The sequence below is a fragment of the Neobacillus sp. NPDC097160 genome (assembly GCF_044762155.1).
Lineage (GTDB): Bacteria > Bacillota > Bacilli > Bacillales > Cytobacillaceae > Neobacillus.
Map to the genome: position 1 here is coordinate 88412 of NZ_JBIWDU010000010.1, position 23387 is coordinate 111798.

Consider the following 23387-nt stretch of genomic DNA (forward strand, 5'->3'; position numbering starts at 1 on the left):
AGTTATTCCTCCATGTCTTTTTGTAGTTGTTCTGCTGATAAATCTTGTCGGACTGTATATGGTGATTGCAGTGTTTTAGAAGCATTGATACTTCCGGCTTTGGCAATCTCGATTAGTGTTTTACCCTCTAACCATGAGTAAATAACAGCGGAGGAAAAAGCGTCTCCCGCCCCTGTTACATCTACGACTTCATCAATTTCAATAGGGGGTACACGGAAAATCCCCTCATTCTTATTCCCAATCATAGAGCCTTCTTTACCGTTAGTGATCACCACATTGTCGATGCCTAGTGAAAGCCATTTTTCTAAAGCGTTCTTCCAATCTTCTTCATTTTGGATTTCAGTTTGAAAGTATGTTTCCGATTCATCGCGGTTCGTAATGAGCCATGTTACACCATCTAAATCGTCTGGCAATCTACTCATCTTTGGTGATGAAACAGGAATTAAGACAATCGGTAAGTCATGACTTTTTGCAAAATGGCACAAGAATTGAATGGTTTCTTTCGGACAATTTAGATCGACCATGATACATTTTGATTGGCTTAATAAAACGTCATGTTTAAGCAGTAAGTCAGGCGTGATTGCTTCATACACTTCCATGTCTGCCAAGGCAATGATTAGTTCCCCATTAGAATCTAAAACAGCAGTGTAGGAACCTGTTGATTTTTCAGGGAACTGGGTTACGGTTTCTAAGTTCATGTATAGTGATGATGTTTCTTCAATGATTGACCAATCCTTATCAACGCCGCTAGTCGATATTAGTGCCACTTCCATTCCAAGCCTTCCTAGGTTTTCAGCGATATTCCGTGCAACGCCGCCTGCATTCTGAGTGGCATAGATCGGATTGGAGGTGCCTAACTGGGCTTTATCTTTAATGTGGAATTTACGGTCAATATTAGCGCCACCGATACAAATGACATGTTGTGAATCACTTAAAATATAGGCTCTGCCTAAAATATTTCCTTTTTTGATTAAACCAGAAATAATATTTGCAATGGAGGGCCGAGATAATCCTAATATCTCGGCCAGCTCTTGTTGAGAAACATAGGGATTCTTACGGATTAAATCGAGAATCATTTGTTCTTTCTCAGACATTCTTTCAGGCACAAACTCACCTCATTAAATACAGTAATCTTGTCCATTTCTATCAATCCTATTTTTGGGGATTAAAGGATTTTAATTCATCACGTGTTCCAGGAACTTTTATAGTACCTGATTTAATCTTTTCAACCCAATCTTTTACAGATGCTTCAATATCTGCTTTATTTGCAGCATTCGCATTAATTGGCGCTAAGCCAACACCATCTTCAGCTAACCCATATAACGTAACTTCGCCTCCAGGAAAATGGCCATCTTTTGTTTTTGTTGAGAGGTCCTTAACTGCTACATCAACGCGTTTAATAGCTGATGTAAGAACTACATTTTGACCCATATCAGCTTGGTCACGGTCTACACCAATTGCCCAAAACTCTTTGCTAGGATCTTTTTTCTTTCGGTCATTCGCTTCTTTAAAAAGGCCTACACCAGTTGCGCCAGCTGCGTGGAAGATGACGTCCGCACCGGAAGAATACATTTTAGAAGCGATTGCTTGTCCAAGCTCGGCCTTATCAAACGCACCTGCAAATTGAACGTCAACTTGTACCTCTGGTTTAGAAGCCTTAACACCAGCCAAGAAACCAGATTGGAAACGTTCGATAACAGGAACGTCCATACCGCCAATAAATCCGATATGGTTAGATTTTGTTGTTTGAGCAGCAGCTACTCCCGCAAGGAATCCTGCTTCTTGCTCTTTGAATAGAATACTTGCCACGTTTGGCAGTTTTACTTCAGCATCAACGATAGCAAATTTAGAATCTTTTTGCTGGTTTGCAATTTCTTCCAAAGCGGCCGGCATCAAGAAGCCAATCGCATAAACTAGGTCAAACCCTTCACGAGCTAGTTTATTTAAGTTTGTTGTATAATCGGCATCCGATTTGGAGGCAAGGTAATCATAACCGCCCTTACCTTTAGTTAATCCATTTTCTTTACCAAAATTTTGGAGTCCTTCCCAAGAAGATTGGTTAAATGATTTGTCATCAACACCGCCGACGTCAGTCACCATTGCTACAGAGAAGGCTTTTTCTTTGTTTCCATCTTTGCCTGCTTTATCTCCATCATTACTTTTTCCACAAGCTCCTAGCAGTGTACCGGCAGCAAGGACTAGTGATAGTGTCATTCCAATTTTATGTTTTTTCAAGATGTCTTCCTCCTAGTGGTTAGTTTTTAAACTTTTGTTTACTTTTTAAACTTATGTTTGCAATTATATTACTTATTCAATTGTAGGTCAACTTATTTGTGTCCAGGTTACAAATGGGTATACATAACTTTGCTATTTACTTCAACACAATACAAAAAATTTCAAGTGCTGTTTAAAAAGTAACGAATATGGAGAATTTTATTGAAGTGTGGTTAATTTTTACAGGTATCACTAGGAGATGTAGTTTAAGGAGGCTTTGAGATGTTATTGGTACCACGAGAGATTGACAAACTTATGATAGTTGTGGCAGCCGATCTTGCTAAGAGAAGAAGAGATCGTGGGTTGAAGTTAAATTACCCTGAGGCAGTAGCGCTCATTACTTATGAGGTATTAGAAGGGGCAAGAGATGGAAAAACCGTGGCGGAATTGATGGAATACGGTGCTAATATCTTAACACGTGAAGATGTAATGGAAGGTATTGGGGAGATCATTGATGATATTCAGGTGGAGGCTACTTTTCCTGATGGAACAAAACTCGTGACGGTGCATGATCCAATTCGCTAGAGATGATGGGAGGGATACGAATGGAAATGGAACCAGGTCAATTGTTTTTAAAAGAGGAACCTATTATTTGTAATGAGGGAAGAGATTTATTCAGGGTAAAGGTAACGAATACCGGTGATCGGCCAGTTCAAATAGGTTCACACTTTCATTTTTTTGAAGTGAATAAATCCCTAAAATTTAATCGGGATGAGGCATTTGGGAAACGATTGAATATCCCGGCAGGTGCGGCAGTGCGCTTTGAACCGGGGGATGAGAAGGAAGTGGAATTAGTTAGTTACGCAGGTGAACGAAGGGTTTATGGTTTTAACAATAAAACGGATGGATCTGTTGAAGGAGGGTATCACAAGTGAGCTTCAAAATGACGCGTAAGCAATATGCCCAAATGTATGGACCAACTACAGGAGATTCTATCCGTTTGGCAGATACCAACCTAATTATCCAAATTGAGAAGGATTTTACAACGTATGGCGAGGAGGTTGTCTTTGGAGGCGGAAAAGTGATCCGTGATGGAATGGGGCAGCATCCACTTGTAACACGAGGTGATGGCATCCCTGATGTGGTTATTACGAATGCTGTTATTTTAGATTATACAGGGATTGTTAAAGCCGATATTGCCATCCGTGACGGGAAAATAGCTGGAATTGGAAAAGCCGGCAATCCATTGATCATGGATGGTGTGGATATTGTCATTGGGGCTTCGACAGAAATCATTGCTGGTGAAGGTATGATTGTGACAGCCGGAGGAATTGATACACATGTCCATTTTATCAATCCCGCACAAGTAGAGGTTGCCCTCACTGGGGGCCTTACAACTTTAATTGGCGGTGGTACAGGTCCATCAGCCGGTTCAAGGGCAACAACCGTTACCCCGGGGGAATGGAATATTCACCGCATGCTTGAGGCAGTGGAAGGACTGCCGATTAATGTAGGGTTAACAGGTAAAGGCCAAGCAGCAACGGAAGAACCATTAGCAGAGCAAATCCGGGCAGGTGTAATCGGACTAAAGGTTCATGAAGACTGGGGAGCAACTGCTTCTGCCCTTGATTATTCGTTAAGAGTTGCCGATCAATATGACGTTCAAGTGGCCCTACATGCGGACACACTGAATGAAGGAGGTTTTGTTGAAAATACGGTGGCAGCCCTAAAGGACAGGGTTATTCATATGTACCATACTGAAGGGGCTGGAGGCGGTCATGCTCCTGATTTAATCAAATCGGCCAGCTTTATGAATGTCCTTCCTTCCTCAACGAATCCAACGATGCCGTATACCGTTAATACGGTCGATGAACACTTGGATATGCTTATGGTTTGTCATCACCTAAATCCTTCAGTACCTGAAGATATTGCCTTTGCCGATTCAAGGATTAGAAAAGAAACAATTGCTGCTGAAGACATCCTTCAGGATATGGGGATTTTCAGTATGACCAGTTCAGATGCGCAAGCAATGGGGCGAGTTGGCGAAGTTGTGATCAGGACTTGGCAGGTTGCAGACAAAATGAAGCTGCAGCGTGGTTCCCTTAAAGGGGACGGGAAACTATCTGATAACAATCGGGCAAAGCGTTATATAGCCAAATATACGATTAATCCGGCCATTACGCATGGAATAGCTGATTATGTCGGTTCGATTGAGGTAGGAAAAATTGCCGATCTTGTCATTTGGTCCCCAGCCTTCTTTGGTGTGAAACCAGAATTAGTGATTAAAAGCGGACTTATTGTACATGGAATGATGGGGGATGCGAACGCATCGATTCCAACACCGCAGCCGGTGATTAGCCGTCCAATGTATGCTGCTACCGGGAAAGCGCTAGCAAAAAGTTCGATTACATTTGTATCACAAGCTGCTTTCGAAGGAAAGGTACATGAAAAACTTGGTTTAGAAAAACTAATACTGCCAGTACACGGCATTCGAAAACTAACGAAAAAAGACATGAAGCTCAACTCTGAAACCCCTGAGATCTCAGTTGATCCGCAAACATATGAGGTAAGAGTGAACGGGGAGCATATCACATGTGATCCGGTAGACAAGGTGCCGATGGGACAACGATATTTTTTATTTTGAGGTGAAAAGCATGCTAATAGAAAGAATTGAAGCGAATATTGAAAACATCGAAAAGGAAGAAATTATCCGACGTCATATTGAAAAAGTTTACTTGGATAGTGATCACCTAGTAAAACGTATTCAAAGAGTAACAACTGACCACGGCCGAGAAATCGGCATTCGGTTAAAGGATCCCCGCGACCTTGTTGCCGGTGATGTATTGTATATGGATGAAAAAAATATGATTGTTGTTGATGTTGTCGCAGATGACTTATTAGTTATAAGCCCGAGCAGTTTAAAGGAAATGGGAACGATCGCTCATCAGTTAGGTAATCGACACCTCCCTGCCCAATTCGAAGATAACGAAATGATGGTTCAATATGATTACCTCGTGGAAGAACTATTGAAGGATCTAGCTATTCCCTATAAAAGAGAAGACCGAAAAGTGAAGCAGGCGTTTCGCCATATTGGTCATAGTCATGGATCATAAAATACTATCATTATTCCAGTTATGTGATTCAAACTTTCCAACAGGTGCCTTTAGTCATTCATTCGGACTTGAAAGCTATATTCAAGAGAATATAGTAAATAATCCAGAAACCTTTTCACAATGGCTTCAGGTTTATATCAAAGAGCAGCTCATCTTTTCAGATGGGCTGGCAAGTCATCTTGTTTATCAAGCACTGGAACAGAAAGATTTTCAAAAAGTATGGAAATTGGATCGATTATTGACCGTACAAAATTTACCTAGAGAAACGAGAGAGGGTACACAAAGAATGGGTGAGCGGATGTTAAACCTGGTGCAGTCATTATATGATGCACCTATTCTTTCGATTTATAGAAAAAGAATTGAATCGAAGCAATCTTTCGGCCACCCTTCCATTGTTTTTACCATCGTTGCACAACACCTTGGTGTGCCAAAATCCACGGCTGTTTTATTTTACCTGTATTCCGTTGTTTCAAGTCTTGTCCAAAATGCAGTCCGTGCCATCCCATTGGGGCAGACAGCCGGGCAGATTATCATACGCGATGCTCAAGATACTTTAGTAGAAGCTATTGAAACCATTCAACAGCTGGATGAAGAAGATTTTGGTATTATCTCTCCAGGTCTCGAGTTGTCACAAATGAGGCATGAGCGCGTAAATATTCGTATTTTCATGTCATAAAAAATGAAGGGAAGTGGTTTTTTATGGAACCAATTAAAATCGGAGTGGGTGGACCTGTTGGAGCAGGAAAAACCATGTTAGTCGAAAAATTGACTCGACATTTGAATAATGAATTAAGTATGGCCGTCGTCACAAATGATATTTATACAAAAGAAGATGCAAAATTTTTAATGCAAAATGGAGTCCTTCCTGCCGATCGTATTATAGGGGTGGAAACAGGGGGATGTCCGCATACTGCTATACGAGAAGATGCTTCTATGAATTTTGCAGCAATCAATGAATTAAAAGAAAAACACCCGGATGTACAGCTGATTTTTGTTGAAAGCGGCGGGGACAATCTAGCAGCTACTTTTAGCCCTGAATTGGTTGATTTCTCCATCTACATTATTGATGTGGCCCAAGGTGAGAAAATCCCACGAAAAGGCGGTCAGGGGATGATTAAATCCGATTTATTTATTATAAATAAAACTGATCTAGCCCCACATGTTGGAGCAAGTCTTGAAGTCATGGAATCAGATACAAAAGTTTTTCGCGGAGAAAAACCATTTGCTTTTACAAATTTAAAAGATAATACCGGTTTGGATGATGTAATCGGTTGGTTAAAGGAAAATGCATTATTAAAAGGGTTGGCTTAATATGGGCGATTGGACAGGTGTTTTGCATTTAGATGCTGAAGCCAGAAAAGGGAAAACGGTTGCGAAAAATGTTTATTTTCAGGGCGCTTTTAAAGTAATGCGCCCTATTTATCATGATGATTCTGGTCAGGCTTGTTATTATTTATTAAACCCCGGAGGCGGCTATTTGGACGGAGATCGCTATAAAATGAAGATCTCACTGGATGAAAATGCTAGACTTACTTTAACAACACAGGGTGCCACCAAGATTTATAAAACACCAAAAAACTATGCCTACCAAGAATCAGAAATCTTCCTTGGGGCAGGAAGTTATCTTGAGTATATTCCCGATCCGCTGATAGCCTATCAAAATGCAAAATACAAACAAAAAAATGTCATTCGAATGGATCGAAGTGCTACTTTTCTTTATTCAGATATTCTTACCCCTGGGTGGTCACCGGGAGGAGAACGTTTTAGCTATAAGACGGTTCAATTATTAAATGAAATTTATATGGATGATGAACTGGTGGTTTATGATCATATCAAATTGAACCCTGCTGAGCAAAATATTAAGGGACTTGGATTTATGGAAGGATATTCACATCTAGGTTCTATGATCGTGATAAGTGCGCTGGCGAATAGTACTTTTCTTGATCAGTTATATTCTGCTCTTGATGTGAAGTCATATGATTGTAAAGTTGGACTTTCCTTACTACCTGTACAAGGGTTTACGATTAGAGTATTAGCATATTCAACCCAATTCATTGAAAAAATCTTTTCGGATATTCATCAAATGATTAGTCAGGAATGGTTTCAAACAAAGCCAAGCCCGCTCCGGAAATATTAATTGGCGTATACAGCCTTATTTTTCTGGAAAAACTTTAAAGTGAAAAACATGAGGAGGCGATTTTATGCTTGAAGACTTTGAAATATTTCAACTTCAAGAAGGATCTGCACGTGAACAATCTCATTTTTCTTTAAATATAGAAGGTCATGATTATAAGGGAATGGTACATGATGGGAAAATTCATTGGTACCACCCACATCCTAAGCAAAAGATTGAAGAAGAACATTTAAGTGCAGTCGAATCGCAGGTATTTAATTTGATGAATGAAAATATAGAATCATAAAAGAAAGCATCTCGGAATTCGGGATGCTTTCTGTTTTCTCTTATCAAAATGCCGGGAGTACTTTTCGAGCACCGAGGAACAGCCATGTACAAAATACAAATGGCATGGTTAGTGGTGGGAGTCCATATGGTAATAGCCATGTAACAATGCTTGCTGTAATCGGAACAGTAATACACGCAGCAATCGTTCCAAATAAGAGACCAGTCCTATGGTTCTCATTAAAAACAAGTGAAACCGCAATAATCGTTAAAATGGCATTATATCCGTAAAGTCCCATGAAAATCAAACTGTGCTCCCCGCCAAGACCATACGATGTTAATAATGCAGCAAAGTTGCCAACTATAGCGTAAAGTCCTATTCTCCAGCCAGCCCAAAATAGAGCGATAAAAAGGAGGATTCCGGAAACAGTATGATCAAGAAAGAAGACTTGACCGATTCCATTTACGGCCCCATCCAGCCAATTTGCCTCACCTTTAATATTGAGGGTCCAATTGGATAATGATTGCGGCGTAAGCTCCGGGCTTATTTTAAAAGATGTCAACCTGTATGTGGTTAACAGCAAAAACCAGGTTAGAATGATATATGGAAACGTAAGAATGGGGACGCCTGTCTGCCGCATAAAATGAATCATCGCAGCTGTAAAGAATGCAGTGATAGCAGCACCAACGAGTGCGATGATCCAACGATCGTCCCCGCTTAAAAACAAGAAAAGAGCCATTCCAGTTAGAACAGAGTTATATCCAAACAACCCTTGATTCACACTCTTCTGATCTGCCATGCCAATTTTCGCAATTAACGTTCCGATAACCGCTGAGAAAAGGGTGATTAATCCTAATGAATATGAGGCAATGGTTACTGCTACAAAAATAATAAACCCGGAAACAGCATTCTCAACTAAGACTACTTGTGAGATTCCTTTAAGGGAAGTAACGATTAACCAATTCAATGTTTCCCTGTTAATTACCCTGCTAAGATTGTTATGAATGATCACCACTCCTTTACAGGGCGTCAAAGATTTTTGGAAAAAAGATCAAGGATGGTAAATAGTTACGGATCCAAATTCTTTATTAAATTTCCCAAGAGCATGAAAAAGTATGACTGTTAGATGATAATATTAATGTTTTCACTGAAATGTACAGCTAAACATAAGATATCTAATAATGACGAAGCGAGAATGGGAGGAAACAGGTATGCCTTCAGTCATTAATTTAGGAATCATGAACATTAATTCTCCCCAGCCAAACGCAGCAATTTTTGTAGGTGAGTCTATTGTGACCGGAATGGATGGTAACAGGAAGTATAACTTGAATTTTGGCGGACAATACGGTGCTTTTAATATTATTGCTGGAAATTTAGGCAATATTGTAGATAGTTTTAATGCTTTTGATGGGGTTATTTTTGATCAAGATTTTAAACCAAATTTAGGCTCTAATATTTAGAAAAAAGGGCAAAAAAAAATCCTAATCAGGACCTCTGTTTTTCATGTGGGTTCTCTTTTTTTTCTGCCGTCATTTGTTCCTGTTTCATTTGGCTTGATTCGTAATTTGTTAAGGAAGCAGTTGTATGCGCAAAGTTGTTGCGATCCCCATGAATGTTACCTAATCCTTGGTTATGTTTTTTGCTGCTTGTAAAGTCTTCGATAAAATTGTTTCCCATACTAAAGCATGAAGCCTCTGCAATGCTCCCAATTTTGATCGTACCAATATGAAAGGTAGGAGAAAGAATAGGGGAGGTCACGATTATTTCTCCTCCCAGTTTTCTTTATTTTTTATCCATTCGTTATCGTTTACCCAATTTTCATTACCGGAAATGGTCCCAACCACTTCATTAATCACACTCTCATGGCGGAAATTTTTATGAGTGTTTTGTTTGCCAATGAAAATCCCGGAGCTATTTCTCATATTTAGTACAGATACCTGATCAAAAGTAATTTTAATCATTCCAACCATCTCCTGTGACTATTTTTAATTAATGTATTCAATCATTGGGCGAATGACACAATTTTTCGTAAGTGGCAGGCATATATCACACTCCTGACTGTCTATCATAATATAAAATAGAGAAAAGGCGGGTTCTCAATGATTAACGAGAAAAATAATCAAAACGTGGTGAGTTATGTATGTTGAAAACTTCACATATTCATTTCACAGGGGATATTAATGTCCAAACAATGCAAAGGCAATGCGGGATTTTTATCGGGGAACGGAATAATGCGATCGGCTGGAGTACTCATGGGAAAGAAAACAGTGTGATTGGAAATATTAGCGGCATGTCCAATATCCTTATGAACAATATCTCCATCTTGAATGACCCTGATTTTATTGATACACCCATTGATGATCGAGATATTAATATTTCTATTGAAGCAAATGGGGAGGAAGGACATATCACGAACTTGGATATGGAGAGTTTAAACGTAAACACGATGGATCAAAATAGTGCCGTATTCGTCGGAAATGGGCATGTGACTGGAATAGATGGAAACGAAAAAGCAAATTATTCTCAGGGCGCTTTATTCGGAAACCATAATCATTTATTAAATAACATGAATGTAAATAATGATCCAGATGTGATTGATGCGATAATGGAAGATCAAGATATTAAAATAGCCAATATTCATAAAGGAGTATGATCGTTCTCTTAAGTGGCACTGCTAGAAATTATTTTTGAATCGATATCCCTTGGAGGTTTTTGTCATTTTTGCATCATGATGTGAAGATGTGTCGGACATGGCCTCCTTTTTGGCATTTTCCTTATTAATCTTTTGAATGAGTGTGTTAGTTAAGTCTTCTTTGCCATGAATATTATTTCCAATGCTTAATTTACCGCTTAGCTCGTCAATTTCTATATTATCGAGCCGAAAGACGATGTTCTCCAAATGTTCAATATGAACATGATCAAAGTGAATATTAGTACCTTCACTTTCCTTCTTTTGTTGTTCGAGTAATTCAATAATTCGATCTAATTTGATAGAAATAAGAGAGTGAGCTTTTGTTTCCTTATCTTTTTGTTTCTTTCTGTTGAAAAAAAATGTAAACATAAGCTCACCCCCATATATCTTTAAGAAATCTTATGCAAAGAAAAAGGGACTTAGTATTAAACCAAAAAGTTGGTGAAATCATCCATGAATTGAAAAGCAAACATTAGTGTTTACATCTCCTCTTGCTTAGTACATAAATACTGCCGCCAAGTGTTAGGACGGATATAAATTTACTGGCAATGATTAGATAGCTGGCGGTTTGTGAATCTAGGGTGATGTGAGGGAGTTTAAAGAGGCCAATTATGACAAGAATGCTGAAAATAAGAATGCTGTAATAATATTGATATGCTTTGTTAATAATCCAACTCCCTTTTTCATCATTTTCAGTGGTAAAAATCATAATCACATAAGTTAAGACTAATAAAGTCACATATGTTAAGAGCACAACCGCGATACTGATGCCCATATTTTATCTTACAATCTCCTTTCCTTAACAAGCTAACAATGATGGATGTAATTCATCATTGTTAGCCTATTTGTTTTTTTATAACCCAGGACTATTCTTATCTTCCTGTTGAATTGGTGGGGGAGGGTTCGATTGTTTTTTTGTAATCTTGTTTGTTTTAACTTCCCAACGAAATAGCTTATTTAAAAATTTATATATATTTTTAGATTCCTTTGTTAAAAGTGGACCAAGGATCGCCAAGATTAACACATAAACGGCGGTAAATGGTTTTAATATCGGCATCAAGCCCCCGGCTAGGCCTAAATTAGCAACAATGATCGAAAATTCACCCCTAGAAACGATTGTTAATCCGATATTTGAAGAGGCTTTATGAGACAAACCAGCCTTTCTTCCGGAAATCATTCCCGCTACAAAGTTGCTAATGATCGTAAGGATAACTGCGCCTAAAGCTAGCCAAACGGCACCACCCAAGCTAAAAGGATCAATACTTAATCCGAAGCTAAAGAAAAATATTGCTCCAAAGAAATCTCTAAAGGGGATAACTAAATGTTCAATGCGTTCGCGATGTTCTGTTTCAGAAAAGACTAACCCCAACAATAAGGCACCGATGGCCTCAGCTACATGGAGTTTTTCTGAAAAACCGGCAACAAAAAATAGTGAAGCAAAGATCACGAGGATGAAAATCTCATTAGACTTAATGTTTAATAGTTTATTTAGGATTGGAGCGCCTTTTCGGGCGATTACGAAAAATAGTATCATATAACCAAGTGAAATTAGAACAGATGTGATGGTACCTAAAATCGTCGTTGACCCGCCAAGTAAAAGGCCAGACATGATTGAGAGGAATATTGCAAGGAAAATATCATCAAATAAAATAATTCCCAGGATTAATTCTGTTTCTGAATTCGCGGTTCTTTTTAAATCGACTAAAACCTTAGCGACAATAGCTGAAGAGGATACACTAAGAAGACCCGCAATAATGAACGTTTCCATAATAGGGAAGCCTACAGACACTCCATAAACTAAACCTAAAATGAAATTAAGGGCTACATAAATACTTCCACCAACTACAATAGAACGACCCGAACGAATTAATTTTCCTACAGAGAATTCAAGCCCAAGATAAAATAATAAAAACAAAACCCCAATGCGCCCGAAAAATTCAATTATTTCTGAGCTTTCTATGAATCTTAGATCGATTATTCCAAAATGGGGTGCATGGGGACCAACCACCATCCCTAAAAGGATCAGAAATGGAATGATGGAGAATTTTAACCTTCCTGCTAACAATGCTGCTAGAGCCACTAAAATTAACGCTGTACCTACCTCGAAAACTAAGTGATTTGTCATACGTATCACCCGTCCCTTCTTGAAAGAATTTCTTTTACGATCGTTTTTACTTGATTGCGCTGCCCGGATACGATGACCGTGTCGCCTGCTTCTAAAAGGGTTTCAGGACCAGGGGTGTGAATTTTTTTATGATTTTGTCGTTTAATAATCGCTACAATATTAACTTCATAGGATTGACGAATATTGAGATTACCGATTGTTTGATTTTCTGCTATGGCTCCGGGCTCTACCTTAGACCATTCAATTACCAAATCATCAAAAGCCATTTCAATGGTTTCTAATGCCTTTGGTGCATAAGTCATCCCGCCAATTATCGCAGCAATCTGCCTTGCCTCCGAATCATCAAAGGTTGCACTGGCAATGGATTCCTCATAATCCTCTTGGTCAAAATAATAAATATCTCTTCTGCCGTCGTCGTGAATAATAACCACTATTTTATCCTTGTTTTTTGTGATGATTTCATACTTTTTCCCGATACCAGGAAGTTCGATTTCGCGAATATTCATTCTCGATTCCTCCTCATTTAGATTGTTCATAGATTAAGAAGTTTTTTAAAGGTTCACATCAATTTCTGTTCTAATTTTTTCTTCCTTGGAAATTCCAAGATACTTGAGCGTTTCGGAAGGGGTTGAATGATTGAAATGTTTTTGCAGCAGTGATATGGCTATTCCACGTTTGTAGGCATGGTATCCAAAGGTTTTCCGCATGGAGTTGGTACCGATCTTTCCTTCAATGCCAATAGCTTCTGCGGCCTGATGAATAATGCGATAGGCTTGTTGGCGGGTAATCGGCTTGTCAGTCTTGCTGGACTTAAACAAAAAATCTTCATCTGAAAGATGTAGGGTATGAACATAATGGAGAATAGCCTGCTGTACTTTATGGTTAAGGTAGACTTCCTTTACCGTTTCTTTATGTGGTAACAAATAGAAGTCCTTAACACAGTTTTCTTTTTCTGTAACATCGCCAACTTTGATTTCCAACATTTCTGTTATTTTTAACCCCGTATTAATTCCGAAGACAAAGAGAACAAAGTCACGCTCAGAATGTTTTTTTAAATATTTTTTTATAGAATTGATTTGCTTGATGCTTCTCAGAGCCTCAACATATTCCATATAAAAACGCTCCTTAATCCATGTTACATAATTATATTATATCATGGTATTATGTAACATTCAAATTTTTTCTAAAAACGCACGAAAGTCTTCAAATCATGTTGAATTCTTCTTATTTTGTTCATTGATTATTCATATTTAACTGTTATGATAGATGTTAGTGTATTTGGTTTCAATCTCATTTTTTAGAAGGGCATTTCATTTTGTTATAATGATGTGCTAGAAGGCGGTGCAAATAAATGAATAAGTTATTTCAAAATGGTCAAGGTATTTTCCACAAATATATTGGCTTTTTCTTATTGGCGGTATTCTTTCTTTGGATTAAAACATATATCGTTCAATTAACCCAGTTTGATTTGGGTATAGAAAATTCATTGCAGAAAATTCTATTATTTATAAATCCTTTAGGTTCAGCCTTACTATTTTTAGGCATATCATTCTTTTTTAAAGGTCGGAAAAAGTATATCTCACTTGTTGTGATTGATTTCCTATTATCTTTTCTCTTATATGCAAATATTTTATTTTACCGGTTCTTTAATGATTTCATTACCTTACCGACATTAACGCAGACACAAAATTTTGGTGATGTCAGTGGCAGTGTTGTTACACTCTTAAAGCCTTATGATTTTTTATTTTTCATCGATACTCTTCTATTGATTGCCTTACTTGCGTTTCGTTTTGTGAAAATTGAGGTTAAGGATATGCATCGCGGGAAAGTGGCTGTTTTATTTTCCTTATCACTGGCTATTTCTTGTGCGAATCTATCTCTAGCAGAAGTGGACCGTCCTCAATTATTGACGAGAGGATTTGATCGGAATTATATTGTCAAATATTTAGGAATGTACAATTACACGATTTATGATGCGGTAAAAAGTACGCATGCCTCTGCACAAAGGGTAATGGCTAAAAGTGACGATATTACTGAAGTGATTAACTATACAAAATCTAATTATGCGGAGCCAAACCCAGCTTACTTTGGTGCTGGCAAAGGCATGAATGTGATCTATTTACATCTTGAGTCGATGCAAAACTTCCTGATTAATTACAAGTTAAATGGGGAGGAAGTAACTCCTTTCTTAAATTCGTTGACGCATGATGAAAATACAACGTATTTCGATAATTTTTTCCATCAAACAGCACAAGGAAAGACGTCTGATGCTGAATTTATGCTTGAAAACTCATTGTTTGGCTTACCGCAGGGTTCAGCCTATACAACGAAAGGGCTAAATACGTATCAAGCTGCTCCAGCTATTTTGGGTCAACAGGGCTATACGTCCGCAGTGTTCCACGGGAATTCAGGAAGCTTTTGGAATCGGAATGAGATTTATAAATCATTTGGTTTTAATAAGTTTTTTGATTCCAACTACTATCAAATCAACACTATGGAGCAAGCAGAATATGGGCTGATGGATAAGCCGTTCTTTGAGCAATCCATTCCACTATTGGAATCCTTGCCGCAGCCGTTTTACACCAAATTTATTACAGTATCGAACCATTATCCATATCCAATAAATGAAGAAGATGCAACAATTGCACCGGCTGCAACAGGTGATAAATCTGTCGATGGATACTTCCAAACTGCTCGTTACGCAGATGAAGCCATGAAGCAATTCTTTGATTACTTAAAAGAATCAGGTTTATATGATCATTCAATTATTATTTTGTACGGAGACCATTACGGAATTTCAGAAAATCATAATAAAGCAATGGCACAAGTGCTTGGGAAAAAAATTACTCCATTCGAAAATGCAGGGCTGCAACGTGTACCATTATTCATTCGAGTGCCGGGAATGGAAGGTGGAGTAAACCATGAATACGGAGGACAAGTTGACCTTCTCCCAACACTTCTACACTTGCTGGGAACTGATACAAAAGACTATGTCCAATTTGGAACAGACCTATTGTCTGAACAGCATGATGATCTTGTTGCCTTTCGCAATGGGGACTATGTGAGTCCGACGATTACTGCTGTTAACGGTAAATTCTATGATTCCACTACCGGGATGAAATTAGAAGAGAATAAGATGGAAGAGGCTAAGAAATATAAAGAAATCGTCCAGCAAAAATTAACATTCTCAGATAAAGTCGTAAATGGAGATTTATTGCGTTTCTATACTCCTGATAACTTTATTCCAATTGACAGATCCAAATATAACTATAATAAAGAGTCCGAAAGTGTTTCAAAAAGTAAATAAAAACTAGGAAAGGCTGTCTCTGTCGCAGAGATGACTTTCATCCAATCGCGGGCAGTGAACAGATACTGCTCGCTTTTTTTAAACACAAAATCGAGTCCTTTACATATGATAATTCAGAAATAGCTGGGAGGTGGATTTAATGGATGGTGCAGCAGGCTTCGGCAACGGCTTTGCGTTAATCGTAGTTTTATTCATCCTGCTTATTATCATCGGTGCAAGCTTTGTCGGTGGTGGCGGGTTTTATTAAGTAACAGTGGTTTTTTTAAAAATTGTAAAATGGATTGGGATTGCTGCCGGCAATCCCTATTTATTTTTACAAATAGAATCTTTCCATGCATTTGGTGAAAAGATAAGGGAAATGTACGTATGGCTAAGGATGGGGATAATGGGAAAAATCTGGCGCATTTATAAAACCGATTGGAAAAATATATTTAGTGTTCCTTCTGTCGCATTGTTAATTTTGGCACTTATGATATTGCCCTCGGCCTATGCATGGGTCAATATACAGGCGATGTGGGATCCCTATAGCAATACATCAGGAATCAAAGTGGCAGTCGCCAATGACGATGAAGGGGCAGAAATTCAAGGAAAAAAAATCAATGTCGGAAATGATACCGTAAATAATCTTAAAAAAAACCATAAGCTTGGCTGGGTGTTTGTTAATAGAAGTGAAGCCGAAAGTGGTGTCAAAAGAGGAAAGTATTATGCTTATCTCATTATTCCAAAAGATTTCTCGAAAAAACTGACAAGCATTATAGAAGTAAGCCCGCAAAAACCCAAAATTATATTTGGAGTAAATGAGAAAATCAATGCTGTTGCACCAAAGATCGCTAGCTCGGGCGCATCCAGCGTAACTGCTCAAATCAGCCAGACCTTTGTTAAAACAGTGGGTGATGCCATTTTCTCTGGATTTTTTAAAGCTGGAATTGAATTAGAGAATGCACTACCGTCGATACATAATGTAGAAAAACAAATTTTTGAGCTAGAAAAGGCTCTGCCAGAGATAGAGGAAATGGGAAAGAAAGCGATAGAGCTAGAAGGGAAACTGCCGGAGATACGGGAAAAGGGAAAAAAGATTATTGAGTTAGAGCAAAGAATTCCGGAAATCGATCAAGCCAGAAGCAGTATCTTGAAGGTTGAAGCAAATTTGCCCCAAATCAATGAAGCAGGTGAAAGAGTGTTGGCTCTACAAGAGAAGCTTGCAGATTTGCAGCGTGTCAATGAAATCATCACAGATGTAATTACTAATATGACGGAAATAGAAACGAATATTAAACAGGGGATTAATAGTGCACAGCAAGCACAAACTCTCCAGACTGATACCGCGAAAAGTCAGGAGAAGCTTTCCCGTCTTCACGAGGAACTAGTGAAGATACATAATCAAGTAAGTCAAACTCGTCTTGCACTTCAACAAAAAGTGTCCGAAGGGGAAAACATAATAAACACAGCAGGAGACTTTTTCAAAAATGATATGCCTGCCGTTGAGCAAAAAATTAGAAGGGCGGCTGATTTTGTTCGAAACGATTTACCAGCACTAGAGGAAGATATTCTAAATGCGGCAAAGCTTGTCCAAACAAAGCTGCCTGAACTTGAAAGGGCGGTCCATAAGGCAGCAGACCTTGCCCGAAATGATTTACCGGGATTTGAAGCCAAAATCAGGAGCGCCGCTGATAAAATTCGCAAGTTTGAAAGTAGCGTGAATGTGAACGATCTTATTCAATTTTTGAAGCATGATCCGCAAAAAGAAAGTGGCTTTTTATCAAGCCCAGTCCTCTTAGAAACGAAAAGGATTTTTCCAATTCCAAATTACGGATCTGCGATGACACCTTTTTATACAATGCTGGCATTATGGGTAGGGGCTACTTTCTTGATTGCCTCTCTTCGCGTAGATGTTGAAAACGTTGAATCCGAGTACAAGGGGATCCACCTCTATTTTGGAAGGCTTCTAACGTTTCTTACCATTGGAATCTTCCAAGCTGTCATTGTGGCCATGGGCGATTTATTTTTGATTCATACGTACGCAGTGGATAAACTCTGGTTTGTATTATTGAGTATTTTAATCAGCGTGGTGTTTGTCATTATCACCTTTACACTATGTTCGGTATTCGGCAATATTGGAAAAGGTTTTGCCATCATTTTCTTAGTGTTGCAAATCTCCAGCTCTGGTGCAACCTTTCCGGTTAGTACAACTTCTTCCTTTTTTCAAATGATTTACCCTTTCATGCCCTTTACATATGCGGTGAGCATGCTCCGTGAAACGGTAGGAGGAATGGTTGTGGATGTAGTATGGAAGGACGTGTTATCCTTGATTGCCTTTGCTGCCGCCAGCTTTGTGCTAGCGCTTGTATTGAAAAAACCTTTAAGTAAACGAATTCAACAAACAGCAGAAAGGGCCAGAGCAACTAAAATCATTCCGTAATGTGAAACGTCAAACAGTGGTACAGGATTGAGTAATTTAATTAATCAATTATTGCAGGAAACGCTTTCATGTTTGTCGAAATATAGTACAAACGGGAGGCGAGGACAATGAGTTTGAAAATGGCTGCTACTACTAATAATGTTCTTGTTGGGGAAAAAAACTGCGTTTTATGTAGTGAAAAAATGGATTATGTTGCAATTGTAAGTGGTAAACCAAATTTAGAGGAACTTCAACTCGTTCATAAAGGAAAGGTAATAACCGATCAAGTCGTAGTCCTTAAAAAGAGTTACGCTAATAATGGTAACCTAAAAATAGTAGACGTTGAAATGACGGTAAGATGTCCTTATTGTCAGTCTAACAATCAATTTACTACCTATCTTACTATTGAAAATGTGGATTAAGACTTGAAGATAGTGAGCATCCTCTAACTGGATGCTTTTTCTATTAAAATTAGAAAGATTAAATTTCGACTTTGAGAATTGTCCAGCTCCAGCGCCCTAGCAGCTAGTGTCCTTCGCTCTCCGCCCTACGATAAGTCAACATCGAATCGCCTCCGGCTCTTCGTGTTTCTTTCCTTTATCTCAGTTGGAGCGCTCCAGGCCATACGCTGCTGACCAGGGCGCTTGCGCTTTTCTTATTTCTTGACGAAAATTTTTTTATATGGTATTAAAATAAAGGTTAGCACTCACATGAGTAGAGTGCTAAAATTATTTATGAAATGAAATCTGAAGGAGCGGTCTTAATGGAAACAAAACAGTTTAAAGCCGAATCGAAGCGATTATTAGACATGATGATCAACTCCATCTATACTCATCGGGAGATATTTTTAAGAGAGTTATTGTCAAATGCCAGCGATGCCATTGATAAAATTTATTACAAGGCGTTAACAGATGATTCATTAACTTTTGACAAAGACAGTTACTTTATAAAAGTAACGGCTGAAAAAGAAAATAGAATTTTGAAAATTACAGACACAGGTATTGGAATGACCCTGGAAGAGCTTGAAAATAACCTTGGAACCATTGCCAAGAGCGGTTCTTTAGCATTTAAAAGTGAAAATGAAGTAAAAGATGGTCACGATATCATTGGTCAATTTGGTGTTGGATTTTATTCTGCTTTCATGGTTGCTGACGAAGTAATTGTCATCAGTAAAGCTCTAGGTAGTGAAGTAGCATATAAGTGGGAATCTAAAGGGGCGGAAGGCTATACAATTGTCCCATGTGAAAAGGATTCGGTCGGTACCGAGATTGTTTTGAAAATTAAAGAGAATGAAGAAGAAGAGAATTATGATGAATATTTAGAAGAATATCGCTTAAAGTCAATCATCAAAAAGTATTCTGATTTCATTCGCTACCCGATCAAAATGGATGTCACCGATAGAAGGCTTAAAGAAGGCAGCGAAGATGAATACGAGGATGTTCAAGAAGAACAAACGATTAATAGTATGGTTCCAATATGGAGAAAAAATAAAAAGGATCTTACAACAGAAGATTATAAAGAATTTTACGCGGAAAAACATTATGGTTTTGACAAGCCGATCAAACATATCCATATCAGTGTTGACGGTGCGGTAAGATATAATGCCATTTTATATATTCCTGAAAAAATCCCTTTCGATTTTTACTCCCAGGAATATGAAAAGGGGTTAGAGTTATATTCTAATGGTGTGTTAATCATGAACAAATGTGCCGACCTGTTGCCTGACTATTTCAGTTTTGTGAAAGGGATGGTGGATTCAGAGGATCTTTCGTTAAATATTTCAAGAGAGATGCTGCAGCATGACCGCCAATTAAAGCTTATTGCGAAAAACATTAATAAAAAAATTAAAAGTGAATTGCTAACTATATTGAATAATGAACGCGAAAAGTACGAAGAGTTTTATAACTCCTTTGGCAGACAGCTTAAATACGGTGTCTACAGTGACTATGGCATGCACAAAGAAGAATTACAGGATTTGTTGATGTTCTACTCATCGAAGGAAAAGAAAATGGTCACCCTTGATGAATATGTGTCAAGAATGCCGGAGGATCAAAAATATATTTATTATGCTACCGGTGAAACAAACGAAAGAATTGACAAGTTGCCACAAACGGAAATGATCAATGATAAAGGGTATGAAATTTTATATTTCACTGAAGAAATTGACGAGTTTGCCATTAGAATGATCATGACTTACAAAGAAAAAGAATTTAAATCCGTTTCAAGCGGTGATTTAGGATTTGAAGCTGATGAAAATCAACAGACTGCTTCAGAAGAGAAAGAGAACAAAGAGCTTTTTGACTATATGAAAAACATCCTAAATGGAAAAGTAACGGATGTAAGAGTATCGAAAAGATTAAAAACCCATCCTGTATGCTTAACGACAGATGGGGCGGTATCGATTGAAATGGAAAAGATTCTTAATGCGATGCCTAACAACCAAAACGTGAAAGCTGACAAGATTTTAGAAATTAACGTCCATCACGATGTATTTGAGTCATTAAAAGCTGCTTTTGAACAAGATAAAGAAAAAGTAACACTCTATACGACCTTGTTATATAGCCAGGCTCTTCTAATTGAAGGCTTGCCAATCGAGGATCCAGTTGAATTTACCAATGATATTTGCAAAATCATGGTTTAATAAAAAAAAGGATTGCAACGATGTGGTTGCAATCCTTTTTTTTATTTGAATATGAACTCGAGTTCACTTTTAAAGTAAAAATATGATATACTAAAATAAATTAGATAATAAAATTCTTTTTCTAAAGAAAAATAATAATAAATGCAAAAATAAATGAAAAGGTGTGGTTCAATGACAGAGTTAGCTAAAGAATACATTAAACATCGCAAACTGCCACTCAGCAGGGTTATTTTTCGAGTAATTGCTATCACAATTGGAGCAATTCTTATGGCAACAGGGTTAGAAATATTTTTAGTGCCCAACCATGTTATTGATGGAGGAATAACAGGTATTTCCATCATGCTATCACATATAACCGGTTGGAAATTAGGAATCTTTCTATTTATTTTAAACCTGCCATTTGTCTATATGGGGTACAAGCAAATGGGGAAGACATTCGCTTTTTCTACTGTATACGGAATTATCGTTTTATCCATCTTTACCTCGTTCTTTCATCCAATCCCCGCTTTTACTGATGATATACTCCTAGCGACCCTTTTCGGCGGAATGATATTAGGTATTGGGGTAGGCCTCGTGATTCGGAATGGGGGAGCTTTAGATGGGACAGAAATTCTCGCCCTTGTGATAAACAAAAAGGTTCCATTTTCAGTCGGGCAAATCATTATGATGATGAACATCTTTATTTTAGGTGCTGCAGGCTTTGTCTTTAGTTGGGATCGCGCCATGTATTCGCTGTTAGCCTATGTCATCGCTTCTAAAGCTATCGACGCTGTAGTTGCGGGTCTTGAAGAAACAAAATCGGTTTGGATCATTAGTGATGTGGCTGAAGAAATTGGCGATGCCGTAAATGATCGCTTAGGTCGTGGTGTTACCTATTTAAAAGGTCAAGGTGCCTATACTGGAGACGATAAAAAGGTAATCTTTAGTATTATTTCAAGGTTGGAAGAATCCAAATTAACTACTATAGTGGAGGATATTGATCCTTCGGCATTCCTGGCGATAGCGGACATTTCTGAAGTGCGCGGTGGACGGTTTAAGAAACGAGATATTCATTAACGTACATGAAAAGTAAAAAGGATCTGCACACTCGTCAGATCCTTTTAAAAATTATTAATGTCCTATTTCAGCGTCATCAACATGCTTAACATGTTGATTGTTGACTATGATAAAGAGAACGGAAATAAGTACAAAACCTCCCCCGACAATGAAAGGGACGGAAGGATTATAAATTTCAGCAAGTTTTCCAGCCATAAAAGGTGCAATGGCACCGCCGATAAACCGGAGGAAGCTGTAGGCAGCAGATGCGGTGGAGCGCTCCACAGGTGCTGCATTCATCACTGCGGTTGTAATCAATGTATTATTGTTCCCCAGTAATGCCCCGGCGGCAATAACGGCAGCAATGATCACCCATTGTGTTGATGTCCAGATACCCATTGCAAAAAGGAGCAGGGCAAACAAAATTAACATGGCGCACATCGATTTTACTGTTCCAAACCATTGCTGGAGCTTTGGTGCCATGAAAACAGAAGTAACAGCCAACAAAATGCCCCAGCCAAGGAACACAAACCCTAGTCCGTGCTCATCTAATCCCATAACGAAAGGTGCATAGGCTAGCAAGGTGAAAAAACCAAAGTTGTATAGGGCTGCTGTGATCCCGAAAATTAGCAGTGAGCGGTGTTTTAAGGCACGGAATGGATCTAATAAAGATGTTTTTTGTTGTTTCGTATTTTGTTGTGCGGTCTTTGGCATTAATAAAAATAACCCGATAAACGCAACGACCATCAATGTGGCGACACCAAGGAATGGCCCTCTCCATGACATGGCCCCTAACCAGCCGCCAAGCAGCGGTCCAACTGATATTCCCAGCCCAATTGCTGCTTCATATAGAATAATCGCTTTTGCAGTACCGCTGTTTGAAAGGGAAACAATAGCGGCTAATGCTGTTGCAACAAATAAAGCGTTACCTAATCCCCATCCGCCCCGAAGGCTGACAAGTGTCCAAATGCCGTTTGAAAGGCCTCCAAGTGCAGAAAATATTGCAATAATTACAATACCTGCAAGGAGTGTCCACTTAATCCCAAGTCTGGATGAAATCATTCCAGTTATGAGCATGGCCACTGCCATCACAGCATTATAGCTGGTGAAAAGCAATGTAACTTGACTATGGGATGCATGCAATTGTTCAGCAATTGCCGGCAAAATCGGGTCAACAAGACCAATCCCCATAAAAGCAATGATACAGGCGAAAAAAACTGCCCATATAGCTTTTGGCTGTGCGAATAAACTTCCTTTTATTTCTGGAGCTGAAGTAATTTTTGAGGCTGAAGACTCTATAGATGGTTGTGTTGATGACATTAACATTTCTCCTTTATAAAAATTTTTTTAATGGTTGTATGATACAATTAAATAGTATACTTGTATTATACAACTATTTTCCACTACGTCAATAGTGTTTTCTGTCTAGTCACTTTTGTCCTTTTATAAAACCATGAATAATT

27 protein-coding genes are annotated in these 23387 nt (G+C 38.4%); 16 read left to right on the forward strand and 11 right to left on the reverse strand.

The features are described 5' to 3' along the window. Nucleotides 1–2 precede the first annotated feature (2 nt). Together ACIQXV_RS15500 and ACIQXV_RS15505 are read right to left on the reverse strand one after the other, a co-directional pair. Complete coding sequence (locus ACIQXV_RS15500; protein WP_402960256.1) at nucleotides 3–1094, reverse strand: carbohydrate kinase; 1092 nt, start codon at nucleotides 1092–1094, stop codon at nucleotides 3–5. A gap of 58 nt (nucleotides 1095–1152) precedes the next feature. Beyond that, nucleotides 1153–2235: a BMP family lipoprotein gene (locus ACIQXV_RS15505; RefSeq protein ID WP_402960113.1), complete on the reverse strand. Its 1083-nt coding sequence runs from the start codon at nucleotides 2233–2235 to the stop codon at nucleotides 1153–1155. A 261-nt stretch (nucleotides 2236–2496) separates the two neighbouring features. Between ACIQXV_RS15505 and ACIQXV_RS15510 the strand changes: the two genes are divergently transcribed. The 8 genes from ACIQXV_RS15510 (at nucleotide 2497) to ACIQXV_RS15545 (ending at nucleotide 7747) form a co-directional block, all read left to right on the forward strand. Beyond that, nucleotides 2497–2799 carry an urease subunit gamma gene (locus ACIQXV_RS15510; protein WP_402960114.1) on the forward strand — a complete coding sequence of 101 codons (303 nt, stop codon included), beginning with the start codon at nucleotides 2497–2499 and terminating at the stop codon, nucleotides 2797–2799. A gap of 26 nt (nucleotides 2800–2825) precedes the next feature. After that, nucleotides 2826–3149 carry an urease subunit beta gene (gene ureB / locus ACIQXV_RS15515; protein ID WP_402960257.1) on the forward strand — a complete coding sequence of 108 codons (324 nt, stop codon included), beginning with the start codon at nucleotides 2826–2828 and terminating at the stop codon, nucleotides 3147–3149. Continuing rightward, the gene (gene ureC / locus ACIQXV_RS15520) at nucleotides 3146–4858 is read left to right on the forward strand and encodes an urease subunit alpha (RefSeq protein ID WP_402960115.1); all 1713 of its coding nucleotides are present in this window, start codon (nucleotides 3146–3148) and stop codon (nucleotides 4856–4858) included. Before ureB ends, ureC begins: the two co-directional genes overlap by 4 nt. Before the next feature lie 10 nt (nucleotides 4859–4868). Then, the gene (gene ureE / locus ACIQXV_RS15525; protein ID WP_402960116.1) at nucleotides 4869–5327 is read left to right on the forward strand and encodes an urease accessory protein UreE; all 459 of its coding nucleotides are present in this window, start codon (nucleotides 4869–4871) and stop codon (nucleotides 5325–5327) included. Then, complete coding sequence (locus tag ACIQXV_RS15530) at nucleotides 5317–6003, forward strand: urease accessory protein UreF (RefSeq protein ID WP_402960258.1); 687 nt, start codon at nucleotides 5317–5319, stop codon at nucleotides 6001–6003. The genes ureE and ACIQXV_RS15530 overlap by 11 nt, the downstream gene beginning before the upstream one ends. Nucleotides 6004–6026: 23 nt before the next feature. Then, nucleotides 6027–6638: an urease accessory protein UreG gene (gene ureG / locus ACIQXV_RS15535; protein WP_402960117.1), complete on the forward strand. Its 612-nt coding sequence runs from the start codon at nucleotides 6027–6029 to the stop codon at nucleotides 6636–6638. A 1-nt stretch (nucleotide 6639) separates the two neighbouring features. Beyond that, nucleotides 6640–7464: an urease accessory protein UreD gene (locus ACIQXV_RS15540; protein ID WP_402960118.1), complete on the forward strand. Its 825-nt coding sequence runs from the start codon at nucleotides 6640–6642 to the stop codon at nucleotides 7462–7464. 64 nt (nucleotides 7465–7528) lie between these two features. After that, nucleotides 7529–7747, forward strand: coding sequence for a hypothetical protein (locus tag ACIQXV_RS15545; RefSeq protein ID WP_402960119.1), 219 nt, complete (start codon nucleotides 7529–7531; stop codon nucleotides 7745–7747). A gap of 43 nt (nucleotides 7748–7790) precedes the next feature. Here ACIQXV_RS15545 and ACIQXV_RS15550 read toward each other — a convergent pair whose 3' ends face one another. Then, nucleotides 7791–8738, reverse strand: coding sequence for an urea transporter (locus tag ACIQXV_RS15550; protein ID WP_402960120.1), 948 nt, complete (start codon nucleotides 8736–8738; stop codon nucleotides 7791–7793). A 199-nt stretch (nucleotides 8739–8937) separates the two neighbouring features. Here ACIQXV_RS15550 and ACIQXV_RS15555 point away from each other — a divergent pair, with 199 nt between their 5' ends. Continuing rightward, entirely contained in the window at nucleotides 8938–9186 is a 249-nt protein-coding gene (locus ACIQXV_RS15555; protein WP_402960121.1) for a hypothetical protein, read from the forward strand. 25 nt (nucleotides 9187–9211) lie between these two features. On the opposite strand, the gene ACIQXV_RS15560 is transcribed toward ACIQXV_RS15555, so the two are convergent. Both ACIQXV_RS15560 and ACIQXV_RS15565 read right to left on the reverse strand, forming a co-directional pair. Beyond that, a complete protein-coding gene (locus tag ACIQXV_RS15560; RefSeq protein WP_402960122.1) occupies nucleotides 9212–9484 on the reverse strand; it encodes a hypothetical protein in 273 nt (90 codons plus the stop codon). Between the two features lie 2 nt (nucleotides 9485–9486). Then, nucleotides 9487–9687, reverse strand: coding sequence for a hypothetical protein (locus tag ACIQXV_RS15565; RefSeq protein WP_402960123.1), 201 nt, complete (start codon nucleotides 9685–9687; stop codon nucleotides 9487–9489). Nucleotides 9688–9866: 179 nt separating this feature from the next. On the opposite strand from ACIQXV_RS15565, the gene ACIQXV_RS15570 reads away from it, so the two are divergent. Next, nucleotides 9867–10379: a hypothetical protein gene (locus ACIQXV_RS15570; protein WP_402960124.1), complete on the forward strand. Its 513-nt coding sequence runs from the start codon at nucleotides 9867–9869 to the stop codon at nucleotides 10377–10379. A gap of 21 nt (nucleotides 10380–10400) precedes the next feature. Here the strand turns inward: ACIQXV_RS15570 and ACIQXV_RS15575 are convergent, their stop codons facing one another. From ACIQXV_RS15575 to ACIQXV_RS15595, 5 genes are all read right to left on the reverse strand, one after another. Next, nucleotides 10401–10787 (reverse strand): hypothetical protein, encoded by a 387-nt coding sequence (locus ACIQXV_RS15575; RefSeq protein WP_402960125.1) that lies wholly within the window; start codon nucleotides 10785–10787, stop codon nucleotides 10401–10403. A gap of 103 nt (nucleotides 10788–10890) precedes the next feature. Next, a complete protein-coding gene (locus ACIQXV_RS15580; protein ID WP_402960126.1) occupies nucleotides 10891–11193 on the reverse strand; it encodes a hypothetical protein in 303 nt (100 codons plus the stop codon). Nucleotides 11194–11271: 78 nt separating this feature from the next. Then, nucleotides 11272–12543 carry a cation:proton antiporter gene (locus tag ACIQXV_RS15585; protein ID WP_402960127.1) on the reverse strand — a complete coding sequence of 424 codons (1272 nt, stop codon included), beginning with the start codon at nucleotides 12541–12543 and terminating at the stop codon, nucleotides 11272–11274. A 5-nt stretch (nucleotides 12544–12548) separates the two neighbouring features. Continuing rightward, complete coding sequence (locus ACIQXV_RS15590; protein WP_402960128.1) at nucleotides 12549–13049, reverse strand: cation:proton antiporter regulatory subunit; 501 nt, start codon at nucleotides 13047–13049, stop codon at nucleotides 12549–12551. A 45-nt stretch (nucleotides 13050–13094) separates the two neighbouring features. After that, complete coding sequence (locus ACIQXV_RS15595) at nucleotides 13095–13655, reverse strand: tyrosine-type recombinase/integrase (RefSeq protein ID WP_402960129.1); 561 nt, start codon at nucleotides 13653–13655, stop codon at nucleotides 13095–13097. A gap of 239 nt (nucleotides 13656–13894) precedes the next feature. Between ACIQXV_RS15595 and ltaS the strand changes: the two genes are divergently transcribed. The 6 genes from ltaS to ACIQXV_RS15625 all read left to right on the forward strand — a co-directional run bounded on the left by ltaS (nucleotide 13895) and on the right by ACIQXV_RS15625 (nucleotide 21945). Next, complete coding sequence (gene ltaS / locus ACIQXV_RS15600) at nucleotides 13895–15850, forward strand: lipoteichoic acid synthase (protein WP_402960130.1); 1956 nt, start codon at nucleotides 13895–13897, stop codon at nucleotides 15848–15850. A 139-nt stretch (nucleotides 15851–15989) separates the two neighbouring features. Beyond that, the gene (locus ACIQXV_RS15605; protein ID WP_402960131.1) at nucleotides 15990–16097 is read left to right on the forward strand and encodes a YjcZ family sporulation protein; all 108 of its coding nucleotides are present in this window, start codon (nucleotides 15990–15992) and stop codon (nucleotides 16095–16097) included. A gap of 138 nt (nucleotides 16098–16235) precedes the next feature. After that, a complete protein-coding gene (locus ACIQXV_RS15610) occupies nucleotides 16236–18269 on the forward strand; it encodes a YhgE/Pip family protein (RefSeq protein ID WP_402960132.1) in 2034 nt (677 codons plus the stop codon). A 107-nt stretch (nucleotides 18270–18376) separates the two neighbouring features. After that, nucleotides 18377–18670: a hypothetical protein gene (locus tag ACIQXV_RS15615; RefSeq protein WP_402960133.1), complete on the forward strand. Its 294-nt coding sequence runs from the start codon at nucleotides 18377–18379 to the stop codon at nucleotides 18668–18670. Between the two features lie 341 nt (nucleotides 18671–19011). Further along, complete coding sequence (gene htpG, locus ACIQXV_RS15620) at nucleotides 19012–20889, forward strand: molecular chaperone HtpG (protein ID WP_402960134.1); 1878 nt, start codon at nucleotides 19012–19014, stop codon at nucleotides 20887–20889. A gap of 171 nt (nucleotides 20890–21060) precedes the next feature. Beyond that, a complete protein-coding gene (locus ACIQXV_RS15625) occupies nucleotides 21061–21945 on the forward strand; it encodes a YitT family protein (protein WP_402960135.1) in 885 nt (294 codons plus the stop codon). A 54-nt stretch (nucleotides 21946–21999) separates the two neighbouring features. On the opposite strand, the gene ACIQXV_RS15630 is transcribed toward ACIQXV_RS15625, so the two are convergent. Beyond that, on the reverse strand, nucleotides 22000–23244 hold the full coding sequence (locus ACIQXV_RS15630; RefSeq protein ID WP_402960136.1) for an MFS transporter: 1245 nt from the start codon (nucleotides 23242–23244) through the stop codon (nucleotides 22000–22002). Nucleotides 23245–23387: the final 143 nt, after the last annotated feature.